Source organism: Paenibacillus sp. MMO-58 (assembly GCF_037146255.1).
Taxonomy (GTDB): domain Bacteria; phylum Bacillota; class Bacilli; order Paenibacillales; family Paenibacillaceae; genus Pristimantibacillus.
Map to the genome: position 1 here is coordinate 723,774 of NZ_JBBCVY010000001.1, position 14,899 is coordinate 738,672.

Here is a 14,899-nt window from a genome sequence, read left to right on the forward strand (position 1 = left end):
TTAGGAGGAAATAATGATGAGTCAGGAATTTCAAGGCTACAACCCGCTCACGGTAGAGCCGAAATGGCAGAAGTATTGGGATGAGAACAAGACATTCGCAACAACGGAAGATCCGGGCAAGAAAAAATTCTACGCCCTTGATATGTTTCCTTATCCGTCCGGCGCTGGCCTGCACGTAGGTCACCCGGAAGGCTACACGGCTACGGATATCGTATCCCGTTACAAACGGATGCGCGGCTACAACGTCCTTCATCCGATGGGCTGGGACGCGTTTGGTCTGCCGGCGGAGCAATACGCCCTGCAAACGGGACGCCATCCGCGCGAGATCACGGTGGAGAACATCAACAACTTCCGCCGCCAGATCAAATCGCTTGGCTTCTCGTATGACTGGGACCGCGAATTCAGCACGACGGATCCGGATTACTATAAATGGACGCAATGGATCTTTATCCAATTGTATAATAAAGGGCTCGCTTATGTAGCGGAAGTGCCGGTTAACTGGTGTCCTGCGCTGGGTACCGTACTGGCGAATGAAGAAGTGATCGACGGCCTGAGCGAACGCGGCGGCCACCCGGTTATCCGCAAGCCGATGCGCCAATGGATGCTGAAAATTACGGAATACGCCGAACGCTTGCTCGAGGACCTGGAAGAACTCGACTGGTCGGAAAGCATCAAAGACATGCAGCGCAACTGGATCGGCAAATCGACTGGCGCGGAGGTAACTTTCGCCATTGACGGTCATGATGCATCGCTTGTCGTATTTACAACGCGTCCGGATACGCTGTTTGGCGCAACTTACTGCGTGCTGGCTCCCGAGCATGAGCTGGTTGCGAAAATCACGACGGCTGACCAAGCCGAAGCGGTTGAAGCGTACAAAGAAGCAGCGGCTCGCAAGAGTGATCTGGAGCGTACCGACCTTGCGAAGGACAAAACAGGCGTATTTACAGGCGCTTACGCGATCAACCCGGTTAATGGCGCTAAGACGCCAATCTGGATTGCCGACTACGTGCTTGCAGGTTACGGAACGGGCGCAATTATGGCGGTACCGGGCCATGATACCCGCGACTGGGAGTTTGCGAAGCAGTTCGATCTGCCGATCCTTGAAGTTGTTCAAGGCGGCGACGTAACGAAAGAAGCTTATGCAGGCGACGGTCCTCACGTTAATTCCGATTTCCTGAACGGTCTGAATAACGAAGATGCGATCAAAACGATGATCGAGCATTTGGAAAGCTCGGGCAAAGGCCACGGCAAAGTTACTTACCGTCTGCGCGACTGGCTGTTCAGCCGCCAGCGCTACTGGGGTGAGCCGATTCCGATTCTGCACCTGGAAGACGGCACTATGAAGCCGGTTCCCGTAGATCAGCTGCCGCTTGTTTTGCCGGACGTGGATGCGATCAAGCCATCCGGCACCGGTGAATCCCCGCTTGCGAACGTTACGGAATGGGTAAACACGATTGATCCGGAAACAGGCATGAAGGCTCGCCGCGAGACTAACACGATGCCGCAATGGGCGGGAAGCTGCTGGTATTACCTGCGCTTTATCGATCCGAAGAACGAGAACGAAATTTGTTCGCCGGAGAAGCAACAGGAATGGCTGCCGGTTGACCTGTACATCGGTGGCGCGGAGCATGCGGTGCTTCACTTGCTTTACGCACGCTTCTGGCATAAAGTGCTGTACGACCTTGGCGTTGTGAATACGAAAGAGCCGTTCCACAAGCTGGTTAACCAAGGCATGATTCTCGGCACGAACAACGAGAAAATGTCCAAATCGCGCGGCAACGTCATTAACCCGGATGATATCGTGAACGAATTCGGCGCGGATACGCTCCGCATGTACGAAATGTTCATGGGACCTCTGGAAGCGACAAAGCCATGGAATACCAACGGCGTAGAAGGCACATACCGCTTCTTGAGCCGCGTATGGCGATTGTTCGTCAGCGAAGACGGCAGCGTAAACGCGAAAATCACAAACGACGGCGAAACAACAAAGGCATTCAAGCAAACATGGCACCGTTCCATCAAGAAGGTGACGGATGATTTCGAGAACCTGCGCTTTAACACAGCGATCAGCCAGTTGATGATTTTCGTTAACGAAGCCTACAAAACGGATGTTCTGCCGGTTGAAGCAATGAAGAACTTCCTGCAAATGCTGTCTCCGCTTGCTCCGCATATCACGGAAGAGCTGTGGGAGAAGCTGGGCGGAACGGGCTCCATCACATACGAGCAATGGCCTTCGTACGAAGAAGCATTGACAGTGGATGATGAAGTTGAAATCGTCGTGCAAGTGAACGGTAAAATTATCGAGCGCGTATCCATTGCCGCCGATACTGCGGAAGCAGAGATGGAAAGCCTCGCCAAAGACATGGATAAGGTGAAAGAACTGATAGAAGGCAAAACGATCCGCAAAGTGGTCGTTGTTAAGGGCAAGCTCGTTAACATCGTAGCGAACTAAATAGCAGGCAAAAAAGAAGAGGTGAGCGGCCCAGCAGCGCAAAATGTGCTACTGTCCGTTCACCTCTTCGCCGTAGAAAGCAGTATTTATTTTGGCGACGTCTTCGTCGAATTTTTTGTGCGTCGTCCGGATTAACCGGTTAAAGGTGCCGTCAAGCTCGCGGTTCAGCAGCTGCAAGGCCTGGGCCGTAATTCCTCCGGGAACGGCTACTCTCTTCTGGATATCTTCCGGAGATAGCCCGCCTTCCGTTAGCAGAAGTCCCGTGCCAAGCAGCATGTTGCTTGCAACGCTGACCGCGTCCTCGCGGCTGATTCCCGTTTCGCATACGGCCGCATCCACGAACTGCTCGACCAGATTAGCGAAAAAGGCAGGTCCACAGCTGGAGAGGTCGGATACGATCCGGGTGTAAGGTTCTTCGATTGGAAGGGGCTCGCTGATGAAAGCAAGCATATCTTCGATAAGGGTCTGGTCCTCTTCCGTAATGCGGGAGCCGTAGATGCATAAAGTAGCCCCGCTCCAGACGAGATTGGTGACGCTTGGAATAACCTTTGCGATTTTGCACGGCAAAAGCTCTTCCAGATGCCCAATCAGAACCGGGCTTGTTATGGATATAAGAAGCTGCTCCGGCCGCAGGACCGGCAGAAGATCATCAATCACTTTCTTATATTCAAGCGGTTTGACGCATAAAAACAAAATGTCGCTAACGCTTGCGGTGCTTGCATTCGAACGCTCGGCTCTCATTCCGGGATATCGTTCAGCAAGCGCCTGGGCTTTGGCGTAGGTGCGGTTGCTGATTACGATCTGACACGGGTCGAGTGCTCCAGATGCGACGAAGGCTTCGATAAGCAGGCTTCCCATCGCGCCCGTCCCAATGAATCCGACATTCATGCTCAGCCCTCCCAACAGATTTGCTCTTTTAACCTATTCCTTAAGACTTGCCTAATATGACATGAAAATGCTAAAAATCCCCTTTTTTTGGATGGAAGGAGTGTTGGCAGTGGCTCGTTTCCCGCAAGGACGTCAAACGAATTCGAATAAAAACGGATTTATAATCCCCTTATTTCTTATCGCGGCTGCGATTGTACTGTTAGCTGCAGCCTTTGCGCAGCCAAAGGAGAAAGCGCCTGATGAATGGGTTAAGTTGAACCGGGAGGTCGGTGATGCTCTGCAAATGAATGAAGAACCGGAAGCGGCAATGGAAAAGGCGGATCTGCCAGAACAAACGAGGGACAGCGGAGCGCAGCTGCCAAATACCCAGACCGGGAGCATTGATGCGGAGGCTAACGCCGGAGAGGCTGCAGGGAAGGAAGAAATCCCGTCAGGGAAGCTTGATATTAACCGGGCAACTGCTAAGCAGCTGGATACGCTGAAAGGAATCGGTCCGGCTAAAGCGCAGGCCATTATCGCCGATCGGGAACAGAATGGTCCATTTTCATCCACCGATGATCTTCTTAGAGTGAAAGGAATAGGCAGCAAGCTGCTTGCCGGAATAAAAGATAGCATTGTCGCATCGCCTTGATTGTGAGAAAATGGGACAAGGCAGGGAGGTTTTCCCAGGCCTATATGACCATATTCGGGCAGTAAGTTCGATTCCATTGGACAACCAAACCGAGCTGTTTGCTTTGAAATGGTTGAAGCATGTCCATCCCATATACCAAGGAGTTGTTGCACATGACGAATCAAGAACAAAACAAACGTTCGCTTGACACATTGGCTGTCCATGGCGGACAGGAGATTGACCCGACTACTTTTGCCCGCGCGGTTCCGATTTACCAGACGACCTCTTACGGCTTCCGTGACACGGAGCATGCGGCGAACCTGTTCTCGCTTCAGGAATTCGGCAATATTTATACCCGCTTGATGAACCCGACAACGGATGTATTCGAGAAGCGTATCGCCGAGCTGGAAGGAGCGCCTGCCGCACTCGCCGTAGCGTCCGGACAAGCTGCGATTACGTATTCGATTTTGAATATCGCGGGAGCGGGAGACGAGATTGTATCCGCAACCAGCCTTTACGGCGGTACATACAATCTGTTCTCGACAACACTGCCGAAGCTTGGCATTCAAGTCAAGTTCGTAGATCCGTCGAATCCCGAGAATTTCCGCGCAGCCATTACGGAACGCACAAAAGCTTTGTATGCGGAAACGGTAGGCAATCCGAAGGGTGATATCCTTGATATCGAGGCCGTAGCGGCTATTGCTCACGAGAATGGCATTCCGCTTATCGTGGACAATACGTTCCCAAGCCCTTACTTGCTCCGTCCGATTGAACACGGCGCGGATATCGTGGTTCATTCCGCAACCAAATTCATTGGCGGTCACGGAACATCGATCGGCGGCGTTATCGTGGACGGCGGCTGTTTTGACTGGAAAGCAAGCGGCAAATTCCCGGGTCTGACCACTCCGGATCCTAGCTATCACGGCGTTGTGTACACGGATGCGGTTGATCCGATTGCTTATATCATTAAAGCTAGAGTACAATTATTGCGTGACATGGGCGCGGCGTTGTCTCCGTTTAACTCGTTCCTGCTGCTGCAAGGTCTCGAAACCCTGCATCTGCGCATGGAGCGCCATAGCACAAACGCTTTGAAGGTTGCGGAGTTCTTGGAGTCGCATGAATCGGTGGAATGGGTAAGCTATCCGGGTCTCGAGAGCCATCCATCTTATGAATTGGCTAAGAAATATTTGCCGGACGGCCAAGGCGCCATTTTGACCTTTGGCATTAAAGGCGGCGTGGATGCCGGCAAGAAGGTGATCAATTCCGTAAAGCTGTTCTCGCATTTGGCAAACGTCGGCGATTCGAAGTCGCTTATCATTCATCCCGCAAGCACAACCCACCAGCAGCTGTCGGCTGCGGAACAGGAAGCGGCAGGCGTAACGGCCGGGCTGATCCGTCTGTCGATCGGCACGGAAGGCATTAAGGATATTTTGGCTGATCTTGATCAAGCCTTGCGCGCAAGTCAATCGAACTAATTCATCTCTATCATCTATATACATCTAGATAGAGGCAGATCCGTCGGATTCCCTCCTTGAGGAGTCTGACGGAAGCTGTCCGGGCAAAAGAAAAAGGAGTGGAAGACATGTCAGAAGCACAGGATGCTTCACGCAAAGACTGGGATACGTATTTTATGGATATCGCCTATATGGTGTCGACACGCTCGCGTTGTTCCCGCCGTCATGTCGGATCGGTGCTCGTGCAGGGCAAGAAGCTGCTGGGAACCGCCTATAATGGCGCTCCAATGGGCGTGCAGGACTGCTCGGAAGCAGGCTGCATGATTACGGAAGAATGGGAGACGCGAATCGGCGACGACGGTCAGGAGCAAATGGTCAAAAAACAGCGCTGCATCCGCACGATTCACGCGGAGCAAAACTTGCTTCTCTTTACGGACCGCGCCGACCGTGAAGGATCAACGGTATACGTAACGGATCAGCCTTGCTGGACTTGCGCCAACATGCTGGCGAACAGCGGCGTGAAGGAAATTGTGTTCCATCGCGGTTATCCGAAGGATAGCGACAAGGTAAGCCTGCTCATGAGCCAGAAAGGGATTGTATTCCGTTCACTGTCGGATTACGAGCCGCCGCCGCAGGCGAGCATGAAGGTTACATCCTAACTAAATAAGCGAATGGGGAAGAACCTCCGTATGCATCTGCTTTGATGCGTCCGGAGGTTCTTTTTTTGCATGAAGGAGGGACAGCCGTGAATAGACGGCCTTTAGTATGGTTTGCCGTGTTCTGGATAGCGGGAAGCAGCATGGCCGCTCATCTGAGCATAGGGGGTATGGCTCTGGCCATAAGCTCAGCTGCGGCTTTGTTGCTTGCGCTTGTGCTAGTTGGACAATCGACAAGGCGGCTTGCCGTTGTCTGCTTAATCGGCTGCATGCTTGCAGCCGGCGAGCGGATGTGGGCCGATGGCCGTAACGCGAGCGCGCTGGATCTGCCTGGCGATTCGTATGAAGCCGAAGTGACCGGCACGATTGTGTCCGCGGTAGAGGTCGACGGAGACCGCGCGATGTTCCGCGTGACGGCCGATGCCGTCCGCGCGGGTGGCGAAGCGGCGCCGCGCAAGATCCGCGAGCGCCTGCTTGTTCAGGTGCGGCTCGCCGAGCAGCCGCACCAGCAGGTCGCCGCCGCGTGGCACCGCGGCGACAACGTGCGCCTCGCCGGCGAGCTTGCGCGGCCGGCTGGCGCATCCAATAGCGGCGGCTTCAATTACCGCCGCTATCTGGAGAGCAGCCAGCATGTCCACTGGCTGCTCAAGGTCACGGGCATCGGCGCCGTCCAGGCGGCGCCGGGCCCGGGCTGGACCGCGGCCGCCGTGCTCGGCCGCGTGGATGCCGCGCGCGACTGGCTTGGCGCGCGGATGGATCAATTGTACCCGGCTGATCAGTCCGGGTACATGAAGGGGCTGGTCCTCGGCATACGCGAGGACCTGGACCCTGATCAGTTCCAGCAGTTTTCCCGGCTGGGACTGACTCATATTTTGGCCATATCGGGTCTTCACGTGGCCGTATTTGTATACGCGCTTGGGGCTGTTTTGCGGCTGCTGCGTTTGACTCGGGAGCGGCTGCTGCTGACCTTGATTGCGGCCGTCCCGTTTTATGTGCTTCTTTCCGGCTCCTCTCCTTCCGTCGTAAGGGCAGGGCTCATGACAATGCTGGCGCTGCTAGCCGCCAGAATGGACAAGCTGAAGGATGGCCTGCATTTGCTGGCCGCCGCGGCGGTAGCGATGCTGATCTGGAATCCTTCCTTTATTCAGGATGTAGGCTTTCAATTGTCCTTTGCCGTTACGGCGGGGCTTATTCTGTTTGTGCCGCCGGTTAGGCGGGCGATGCCGAATTGGCGCAAAGGGAAATCGCTGCTTGATCTGCTGGTCGTGACGGTTGTGGCGCAAGCGGTATCTTTCCCGCTGACGATCTATTATTTTAATCAATTTCACTTGCTGTCGATTCCGGCCAATCTGATCCTGGTGCCGTTTATTAGTTTTATTGTGATGCCGATAGGGGCGGTTGCGCTGATCTTTGGCCTGCTGTGGCCGCTTGGCGGTCAAATGCTGGCAGCCGTCAGCGTATACGCGAATGAGTGGACGTTTTTCCTGGTCAGCTGGCTTGGGGAAATGGACGCCGTCCGTACCATCTGGGCTACACCGCCGTTATGGTGGATTGCCGCCTGGTATTTGGCTCTTGCTGTTCTATGCAGACGGCTGCCGGCTGCCCCGGCTGCTGTTCCGAAGGAGAATGACGAGACTTTGCCCCTGCAAGAAACGGCAGCTGGCATGGAACGGGATGCTGCTCCAATTTGGGAGCTGCTGGAGGAACGGAAGCTGCCGGTCTGGAGGAGGCGGTCAACCGGATTAAGTCTCGCCCTTGTAGTTGGTGCGGCATTATTGTTCTACGCCTATTTTCCGGACTTGTTGAAGCGCACGGCCGATATTGATGTCCTTGATGTTGGACAAGGGGATTCCATCTTTATCCGTACGCCGCAGGGGAAGAGGATTCTAATTGATGGCGGGGGAACGTTAAGTTTCCGCAAAGCCGGTGAGGAATGGAAGCAGCGCAGCGATCCGTTTGAGGTGGGCAGCAAGGTCATTGTTCCTTTATTAATGAAACGGGGCGTTCATTCTCTTGATCTTCTTGTCATCTCTCATCTGGACAGCGACCACATCCGGGGGCTGCAGGCGGTGGTGGATTCAATCCCAGTGCGGGCAATTATATGGAATGGAAGTTTAAAACCTGCCGAGGATGCAGAGACGCTGCTGCGAACAGCCGTGCAAAAGGGCATCCCGCTGTACCGGGCGGAGTTCGGAAAGCAGTGGAAGGTAGACAACCATACGGAGTTCACCGTCCTATGGCCGCCGGCTGCGGGGGAAGGGATTCCCGTCATTGAGGATCAGAACGACGACAGCGTTGTGTTATGGATGAGAGTTTATCAATCTACCTTTTTGTTGTCGGGGGATATTAGCAGTAAGGCCGAATCTGCTATACTATCGCGTATCCGGGAGCAAAATGCTATCTTCTCATCAACCGCTTCCTCCAAGCTAAGCCGGATCGATGTCCTGAAAATTGCGCATCACGGCAGCAAGTATTCAACCTCGGAGGAATGGCTGCGCTATTGGAAGCCGCTTCAGGCTGCTATATCCATCGGGGCAACCAACACGTACGGTCATCCGCATCCGGATGTGCTGAAGCGCCTGCAGGAGCAAGACGTCACGGCATTACGGACAGATGAGAATGGCGAAATCCGCTATAAAGTGGGTTTATCTGGAATATATGAACAAACGATCAGGAAGAATTAGGAAGGCGCAAGCGAAAGTGCCTATAATCCTAATCTGGTATCCTGCTAAAATGCTTCTTTCAACCTAACTCACTAGGAACTACCTATATACGGGGTTCCATTTTTTTGTTATCCTTTAGGTTGGAGTTTTCTACTTTTTCAATTAAAAAATTAAAGGTTTTTCATTTTAGATGTGCAACAATTTATGCAACCCACTCGTCAGAGAGGTTGCAAGAGAGGGGGATCCTTCGTGGTAGAGCCTGGCCTTATTAGAGCCGCTCAGTCAGGAGATCGGGATGCTTTAATAACTCTGTTGCGAGAGATTGAAACCCATGTTTACCGGACAGCCTATTATATATTGAATAATGAACAGGATGCGATGGATGCGGCGCAGGAAGCGTTAATCCGCATATATACGAAAATCGGCTCCTACGAAGAGAAGGCCCAGTTCAAAACGTGGATTCAACGTATTGTAACGAATATTTGTATAGATAAGTTTAGAAGAAGCAAGCCAACCGTATCAATAGACGAGCATGAGATGGTATTCCGGGAGAAACAAAATGTCGAGGACGAGGTTATGTCGGCTTACGCCGTTCAAGACATCCGCAAGGCAATCGATAAATTGCCGGAGCATCACCGGGCAGTAGTTGTACTGCGGTATTTGCAGGATTTCTCTTATAACGAAATCGCTGACTCGCTTGATCTGCCATTAAATACGGTCAAATCCTACTTATTCCGAGCTAGGCAGCAGCTTCAAACTTTACTACATGATTATCAGAAAGGTGGTGTCCGGGGATGACTTGTCAAGAGGTGATCGAATACATGAACCGTCAGCTAGACGGCGATTTGGATGAACATGAATATGAGATCTTGATGAATCATACGAGACATTGTCCGGACTGTGCAGCAATGTTTGAGCGGCTGAAGAAACTGTCCGATGAGCTTGGGAATTTACCTCACGTCATGCCAAAGTACAGTCTAGTAGACGCTATTTTGCCTCAGCTCGAAGAAATTGTTCCATTCCGGCAGCCGGAGGCGGCTGCGGTAGAGATTGCTCCGGTGGCCGTTCCTGCGCCAACGCAGCAAACAACGCGCCGTGTCAAAGAGCGGCATCAGCTGCGCTTCCGGGCGATAACGGGAATTATTGCGGCGAGCGTAGCAGCCGGATTATTCCTAGTATCTTATAATGCAGGTTTATTCCCGTCGTCTTCGCATAGCTTTGATGCCGATAAGGTGCAAACGGCTGCGGCGGATACTTCCGCCAATTCAGCTGAAGTGCAAAGACAGTTTAAAGAGGTTCAGCCTTATGCCAACGATACCGGGAAAGCGCACGTAAACACGGAATCGATTGATCCGGATCAATCTGCATCCGCGGCTGACTCAGCGGGCAACGATGATTACCATGTGACGACGGAGGAAGACCTGGGGATAGCCGCATCCGAACCGGAAGCAGGCGGAACCACGGATAATCAAGGGAACAGCTCCGGCGGCAGCAACGAGCCCGCATCGGGCAACAAAGGGTCCTCGACTACCGAAGTTCCTTCCGTCAGCGCTCCTGGCCAAGGAAGCGGGGATGGCAGCGAGCCGAATCAGGGGATAGCCGGGTTTGCGCCTGCTCCACTCGAGGCCGCTTCTCCGAACGGCAGCTACATTGCCAAGGCAGTTGGTTACCAGATCCATGTTTACAAGAACGGTGACGATGCAGGGAATGCCGTTTATGATTCCGAACGCAGAAATGGCAAGGTTGCCACGCTCGTATGGTCGGAGGACAGCAAGCAGATTACCTATGAGGTGCAGCTGGAATCCGGCGGCATGGAGCGTTACACGATTGACTTGGCAACGAAAACCGAATCGAAGGCGGCTCATTAATTCTAGACATTTTTACGGCTGATATTCGCACACTTTATCGTTCATTTGCGTATGATATACAAATGAAAAGTCAACGTGAGCCTTGACCAAAAGTATGACCATCTACAGGGCGGTACCATGGACCTGCCTGCAGATGTTTATATAGATGTTCAGGGACAAAGGGATGAGGCCTAAGAAGCCCATCCCTTTGTTGCTGTTCAGCGAATGCCGTACGAGGCATGCAGGAGAGACGGGGAGAGATGAAGCATGGAAGCGAAAGAGGCGTTAAAGGAAATTAAAGCGGGGAAGTTCCGTCCCGCTTATGTGATATACGGCAAAGACCGCTACCGGATCGGCCAATTTACGGAGACGTTAACGGAAGCAATGTTTACGCCGGACGAGCGTGAGCTCGGCGTAGTCAAGTTCGATACGTCGGAGACGCTGATTGAAGAAGCGGCGCTTGAAGCGGAGACGCTGCCTTTCTTTGTGGAGCGCAAGCTGGTTATTGTGCGTGATTCGGTTGTGTTTGCTGCCGGAGGCAAAGAAGGCGGCAAGCTGGATCATAAGACGGATCGGCTGCAGCATTATTTGGACATCCCGTCGGAGACAACGGTTATGTTGTTCATTATTAATGCCGAAAAGCTGGACGAGCGGCGCAAGCTGGTGAAGATGCTGAAGGACCGCGATGCGCTAATCGCTTTTCAGGAGCTTGACGCGGCGGAGCTGAGACGTTGGGTTGTCAAACGCGCGGAGGAACAGAAACGGACGATGACGGCAGATGCGGCTGATCTTCTGCTAGTGCGAACCGGGGCTAATATGCAGCAGCTGGCGATTGAAGTGGACAAGCTATGCCTGCATGCCGGTGAAGGCGGGGTCATTGGCGTTGAAGAGACGGAGCTGCTGACAGCCTCTACCGTTGAAGAGGATGTATTTGCGCTGGTGGATGCCATCGCAAGTCTGCAGGTTGACCGTTCGCTGAAGCTTTACCGGGCCTTGCTCGTCAGAAGGGAAGAGCCAATCAAGATTGCCGCGTTAATCGCAAGACAGCTTCGAATCATGCTTCAGATCAAGGAGCTGGAGCAGAACCGGTATTCTCCGCAGCAAATGGCGGGGCAGATCGGACTTCATCCATATGCGGTCAAGCTTGCCGCCGAGAAAAGCCAGAAATTTAAAGTGGCACGGCTTGGCGCGCTGCTTAGCGATATAGCGGATCTGGATTATAAAATGAAAACAGGCGCTATCGATAAGACGCTGGGATTGGAATTATTTCTCCTGTCGCTTGGCGTTCAGTAAGGCCAAGGCGCCAGATAAACGAATTATGACAAATCAAAAACGGCTTCGCATAAGCGAAGCCGTTCATTTGTTTGCGGTTTATTAAGCTTGAGCCGACAGAGCGTTCAGCTTTTTAGCAAGACGAGATTTTTTGCGGGAAGCCGCATTTTTATGAATCAGGCCTTTAGTAACCGCTTTGTCCAATTTTTTCGTTGCAGCGACCAGAGCAGCTTTAGCTGCTTCTACATCAGTGCCAGCGATAGCTTGGTCAGCAGATTTAACAGCCGTACGAAGCGCGGATTTTTGGGAAGCGTTCAAAGCGCGGCGTTTTTCGCTCGTTTTAACGCGTTTAATTGCGGATTTAATGTTTGGCATCGAGTTTCACCTCCTACAAAGTTTGCGTAAGCAAACAAAAAGCGTACGCGGTAAGTCTAGGTAACACAACTTAAAATATATTACCATGCACTCTCATGAAAAGCAATAGCGAGCCTGTCCTGCCATTTTTGCTCATTGGGGCAAAAGTATGAAATTGTCTCCCTTGCGAACAATAAGCTGGAGAGAATGGTATGGCTTGAAGGGAGAATGGTTAGATGACCGAACTTGATTTGCAGCAATATAACATTCGCACCGACCTGGCGCTTGAGGCTAAAGAAATCGCGGAGCAGCTTGGCGGGGGAGGCCCGATCCCGGGCATACATTCGGAAACAACCGAAGATGATGGCATTACGATTACCCATCTGCACGTGCAGAACGAGCAAGGCTCCCGTGCGATCGGCAAAGTTTTGGGCCGTTATGTCACGATTGAGGTTCCCGGCCTCCGCAAGCAGGATACGGAGCTGCAGGATCGTGTCGCTACGCATTTCGCCAAGCATTTCGAGACGTTCCTGGAACGGATTGGCATAGGCAAGACGGCAAAGGTGCTTATTGTCGGGCTGGGCAACTGGAATGTAACGCCCGATGCGCTGGGACCGCTCGTCGTAGAGAATGTGATGGTTACGCGGCACTTCTTCGAGCTGATGCCGGATCAGGTTGCGCCGGGTTACCGTGCGGTTAGCGCAGTAGCTCCCGGCGTACTCGGGATAACCGGTATCGAATCCAGCGAGATTGTGCAGGGCATCGCGGAAAAAACGCATCCCGACGTTATTATTGCGATTGATGCGTTGGCTTCCAAATCACTGGACCGCGTAAATACAACGATTCAGATTGCGGATATCGGCATTCATCCGGGTTCGGGTATCGGCAATAAACGCAAAGGTCTTACGCAGGAAATTCTGGGTATACCGGTTATTGCGATTGGCGTTCCGACGGTAGTGTACGCCTCCACGATCGTAAACCATACGATTGAGCTGATGAGAGACCATATGGCCGCAAACAACGCCAATAACGATCAAATATTCGGTCTGATGAACCAAATGGGCGAAGCCGAGCGTCTGCAGCTTGTCAAAGAGGTGCTTAATCCGGTGGGCCATGATCTGCTTGTGACGCCAAAAGAAATTGACGAGTTTATCGAAGATATCGCCAACATTATCGCAAGCGGCTTAAATGCTTCCCTCCATGAGGCCGTTGATACCGATAACGTTGCCGCCTATACGCATTGAATTTTTCCCAAAGTCCTTGAGGCGCGCCAAAGCCTCAGGGGCTTTTTTAAACATAAGAAATCTATCAAATCTCTTAATCTATCAAATCTCTTCCATCTATTATTTCATTTGGTTCTATCAAACCTTCTTGTCTCATAGATTAGTAACAGTTGAGCAACGAAGAAGCGGGAGGTAGAGCTCGAAATGAAAAAAACCATCATGTTGTTTGATCTGACACGCGGGAGCAAACGCATTCGCCGGCTGCTTGTAACGGGAAGAACCTTTGCGGTGTTATCGATAAGCTCCATGCTGTTTTTTGTAGCGATAGGTATTGCGGGAATGGCTCAGCAGCATTCGCTCGCTGCACCGGTGTCTTCCATGTCCGGTTTCGCGGCTTCTGTTTCAAGCGGTTTTTTTGGGGATATGCTAGAGATGGAGATGCCTCAATTTAAGAGCACGAAATCGGGCGAGGAGTTGTCTGGTACGCAGATCAGCAGCTTTATCCTCCGGTTGATGACAAACGTGAATCCGGGAGATCCAAGAAGCCTGATTGCCGGAGAGATTCCGGGCATGGGGGCGGATTCTTCTTTTCTGATACGCGGAGGGGTAGGAACGCAGCCGAATGTGTGGCCGGAAGACAACATTCCGATACCTGGCGATGATACGGACGCAACAAATGGCGATGACCATGGTCCGGACAATACAGGCGGAGGCAACGAGCCTGCAGATACTCCGGAGCCGCCAACATCGACACCAACTCCTACGGAGAAACCAACATCGACGCCAACTCCGGATGATGCCGGGACGCATACAACGGGTAAAGACAAAGTGGTATTTATCTATCATTCGCATAGCCGGGAATCCTGGTATCCGGAGATTGCGGACAAGAACGGAGATGCCAACTCGGCTTCCAAAAATATTACGCTGGTAGGCGAGCGGCTCGCCGAGAAGCTTGAGGATCTGGGCGTAGGCACCACGCATTCGGATGAGGATTACCCAACAACGGTGCCGGGTTACGATTGGAACTACTCATACAAATACTCGAAAAAAACCGTGCAGGAAGCTATCGCAAGCAACAAAAAGCTGAAATTCTTCTTCGACATCCACCGGGATTCGGGCAGACGCAAAACCACTACCGTGGATATTAACGGTAAAAGCTACGCACAGGTCTATTTTATTATCGGACACAAGAATCCGAACTGGAAAAAGAACGCGGAATTCGCAACCCAGATCCATGACGTTCTGGAGAAGCAATATCCCGGTCTTTCCAGAGGCATCTTGGGCAAAACTACAGCGACAGGCAACGGCGAGTACAACCAATCGCTTGCGGAAGACAGCGTATTGATCGAAATTGGCGGCGTGGACAACACGTTGGCCGAGAGCTACCGGACAGCGGATGTATTGGCAAAAGTCATTGCGGATATTTACTGGGACGCTGAGAAAGTGTCCGCTTCAAAATAATCAAGCTTCGGGCGAAGGC

At 52.4% G+C, this 14,899-nt stretch carries 12 protein-coding genes; 10 read left to right on the top strand and 2 right to left on the bottom strand.

Going from position 1 to position 14,899, the window contains the following annotated elements:
• Positions 1–16 precede the first annotated feature (16 nt).
• Entirely contained in the window at positions 17–2,452 is a 2,436-nt protein-coding gene (leuS, locus tag WFJ73_RS03220; RefSeq protein WP_336772121.1) for a leucine--tRNA ligase, read from the top strand.
• Positions 2,453–2,500: 48 nt separating this feature from the next.
• Here leuS and comER read toward each other — a convergent pair whose 3' ends face one another.
• Entirely contained in the window at positions 2,501–3,340 is an 840-nt protein-coding gene (comER, locus tag WFJ73_RS03225; protein WP_336771684.1) for a late competence protein ComER, read from the bottom strand.
• Positions 3,341–3,449: 109 nt separating this feature from the next.
• Here comER and WFJ73_RS03230 point away from each other — a divergent pair, with 109 nt between their 5' ends.
• From WFJ73_RS03230 to holA, 7 genes are all read left to right on the top strand, one after another.
• Positions 3,450–3,971, top strand: a complete 522-nt coding sequence (locus WFJ73_RS03230) for a ComEA family DNA-binding protein (RefSeq protein ID WP_336771685.1) — start codon at positions 3,450–3,452, stop codon at positions 3,969–3,971.
• 152 nt (positions 3,972–4,123) lie between these two features.
• The gene (locus WFJ73_RS03235; protein WP_336771686.1) at positions 4,124–5,425 is read left to right on the top strand and encodes a homocysteine synthase; all 1,302 of its coding nucleotides are present in this window, start codon (positions 4,124–4,126) and stop codon (positions 5,423–5,425) included.
• Positions 5,426–5,532: 107 nt separating this feature from the next.
• Entirely contained in the window at positions 5,533–6,063 is a 531-nt protein-coding gene (locus tag WFJ73_RS03240) for a deoxycytidylate deaminase (RefSeq protein WP_336771687.1), read from the top strand.
• An 86-nt stretch (positions 6,064–6,149) separates the two neighbouring features.
• Positions 6,150–8,744, top strand: coding sequence for a ComEC/Rec2 family competence protein (locus WFJ73_RS03245; protein ID WP_336771688.1), 2,595 nt, complete (start codon positions 6,150–6,152; stop codon positions 8,742–8,744).
• Positions 8,745–8,972: 228 nt separating this feature from the next.
• A complete protein-coding gene (locus tag WFJ73_RS03250) occupies positions 8,973–9,521 on the top strand; it encodes an RNA polymerase sigma factor (RefSeq protein WP_015843796.1) in 549 nt (182 codons plus the stop codon).
• Positions 9,518–10,591: an anti-sigma factor family protein gene (locus WFJ73_RS03255; protein ID WP_336771689.1), complete on the top strand. Its 1,074-nt coding sequence runs from the start codon at positions 9,518–9,520 to the stop codon at positions 10,589–10,591. The genes WFJ73_RS03250 and WFJ73_RS03255 overlap by 4 nt, the downstream gene beginning before the upstream one ends.
• 246 nt (positions 10,592–10,837) lie before the next feature.
• Positions 10,838–11,863, top strand: a complete 1,026-nt coding sequence (gene holA, locus WFJ73_RS03260; RefSeq protein WP_336771690.1) for a DNA polymerase III subunit delta — start codon at positions 10,838–10,840, stop codon at positions 11,861–11,863.
• An 81-nt stretch (positions 11,864–11,944) separates the two neighbouring features.
• On the opposite strand, the gene rpsT is transcribed toward holA, so the two are convergent.
• Positions 11,945–12,217, bottom strand: a complete 273-nt coding sequence (rpsT, locus tag WFJ73_RS03265; protein WP_127496425.1) for a 30S ribosomal protein S20 — start codon at positions 12,215–12,217, stop codon at positions 11,945–11,947.
• 215 nt (positions 12,218–12,432) lie between these two features.
• Between rpsT and gpr the strand changes: the two genes are divergently transcribed.
• Together gpr and WFJ73_RS03275 are read left to right on the top strand one after the other, a co-directional pair.
• A complete protein-coding gene (gene gpr / locus WFJ73_RS03270) occupies positions 12,433–13,440 on the top strand; it encodes a GPR endopeptidase (protein ID WP_336771691.1) in 1,008 nt (335 codons plus the stop codon).
• A 183-nt stretch (positions 13,441–13,623) separates the two neighbouring features.
• Positions 13,624–14,880 (top strand): stage II sporulation protein P, encoded by a 1,257-nt coding sequence (locus WFJ73_RS03275; protein ID WP_336771692.1) that lies wholly within the window; start codon positions 13,624–13,626, stop codon positions 14,878–14,880.
• Positions 14,881–14,899: the final 19 nt, after the last annotated feature.

Excerpts from the sequence above, each read along its gene's own strand:
- WFJ73_RS03255 (WP_336771689.1), top strand. The coding sequence starts at position 9,518 with ATGACTTGTCAAGAGGTGATCGAATACATGAACCGTCAGCTAGACGGC.
- WFJ73_RS03275 (WP_336771692.1), top strand. The coding sequence starts at position 13,624 with ATGAAAAAAACCATCATGTTGTTTGATCTGACACGCGGGAGCAAACGC.
- holA (WP_336771690.1), top strand. The coding sequence starts at position 10,838 with ATGGAAGCGAAAGAGGCGTTAAAGGAAATTAAAGCGGGGAAGTTCCGT.
- comER (WP_336771684.1), bottom strand. The coding sequence starts at position 3,340 with ATGAATGTCGGATTCATTGGGACGGGCGCGATGGGAAGCCTGCTTATC.
- rpsT (WP_127496425.1), bottom strand. The coding sequence starts at position 12,217 with ATGCCAAACATTAAATCCGCAATTAAACGCGTTAAAACGAGCGAAAAA.
- gpr (WP_336771691.1), top strand. The coding sequence starts at position 12,433 with ATGACCGAACTTGATTTGCAGCAATATAACATTCGCACCGACCTGGCG.
- WFJ73_RS03235 (WP_336771686.1), top strand. The coding sequence starts at position 4,124 with ATGACGAATCAAGAACAAAACAAACGTTCGCTTGACACATTGGCTGTC.
- WFJ73_RS03240 (WP_336771687.1), top strand. The coding sequence starts at position 5,533 with ATGTCAGAAGCACAGGATGCTTCACGCAAAGACTGGGATACGTATTTT.
- leuS (WP_336772121.1), top strand. The coding sequence starts at position 17 with ATGAGTCAGGAATTTCAAGGCTACAACCCGCTCACGGTAGAGCCGAAA.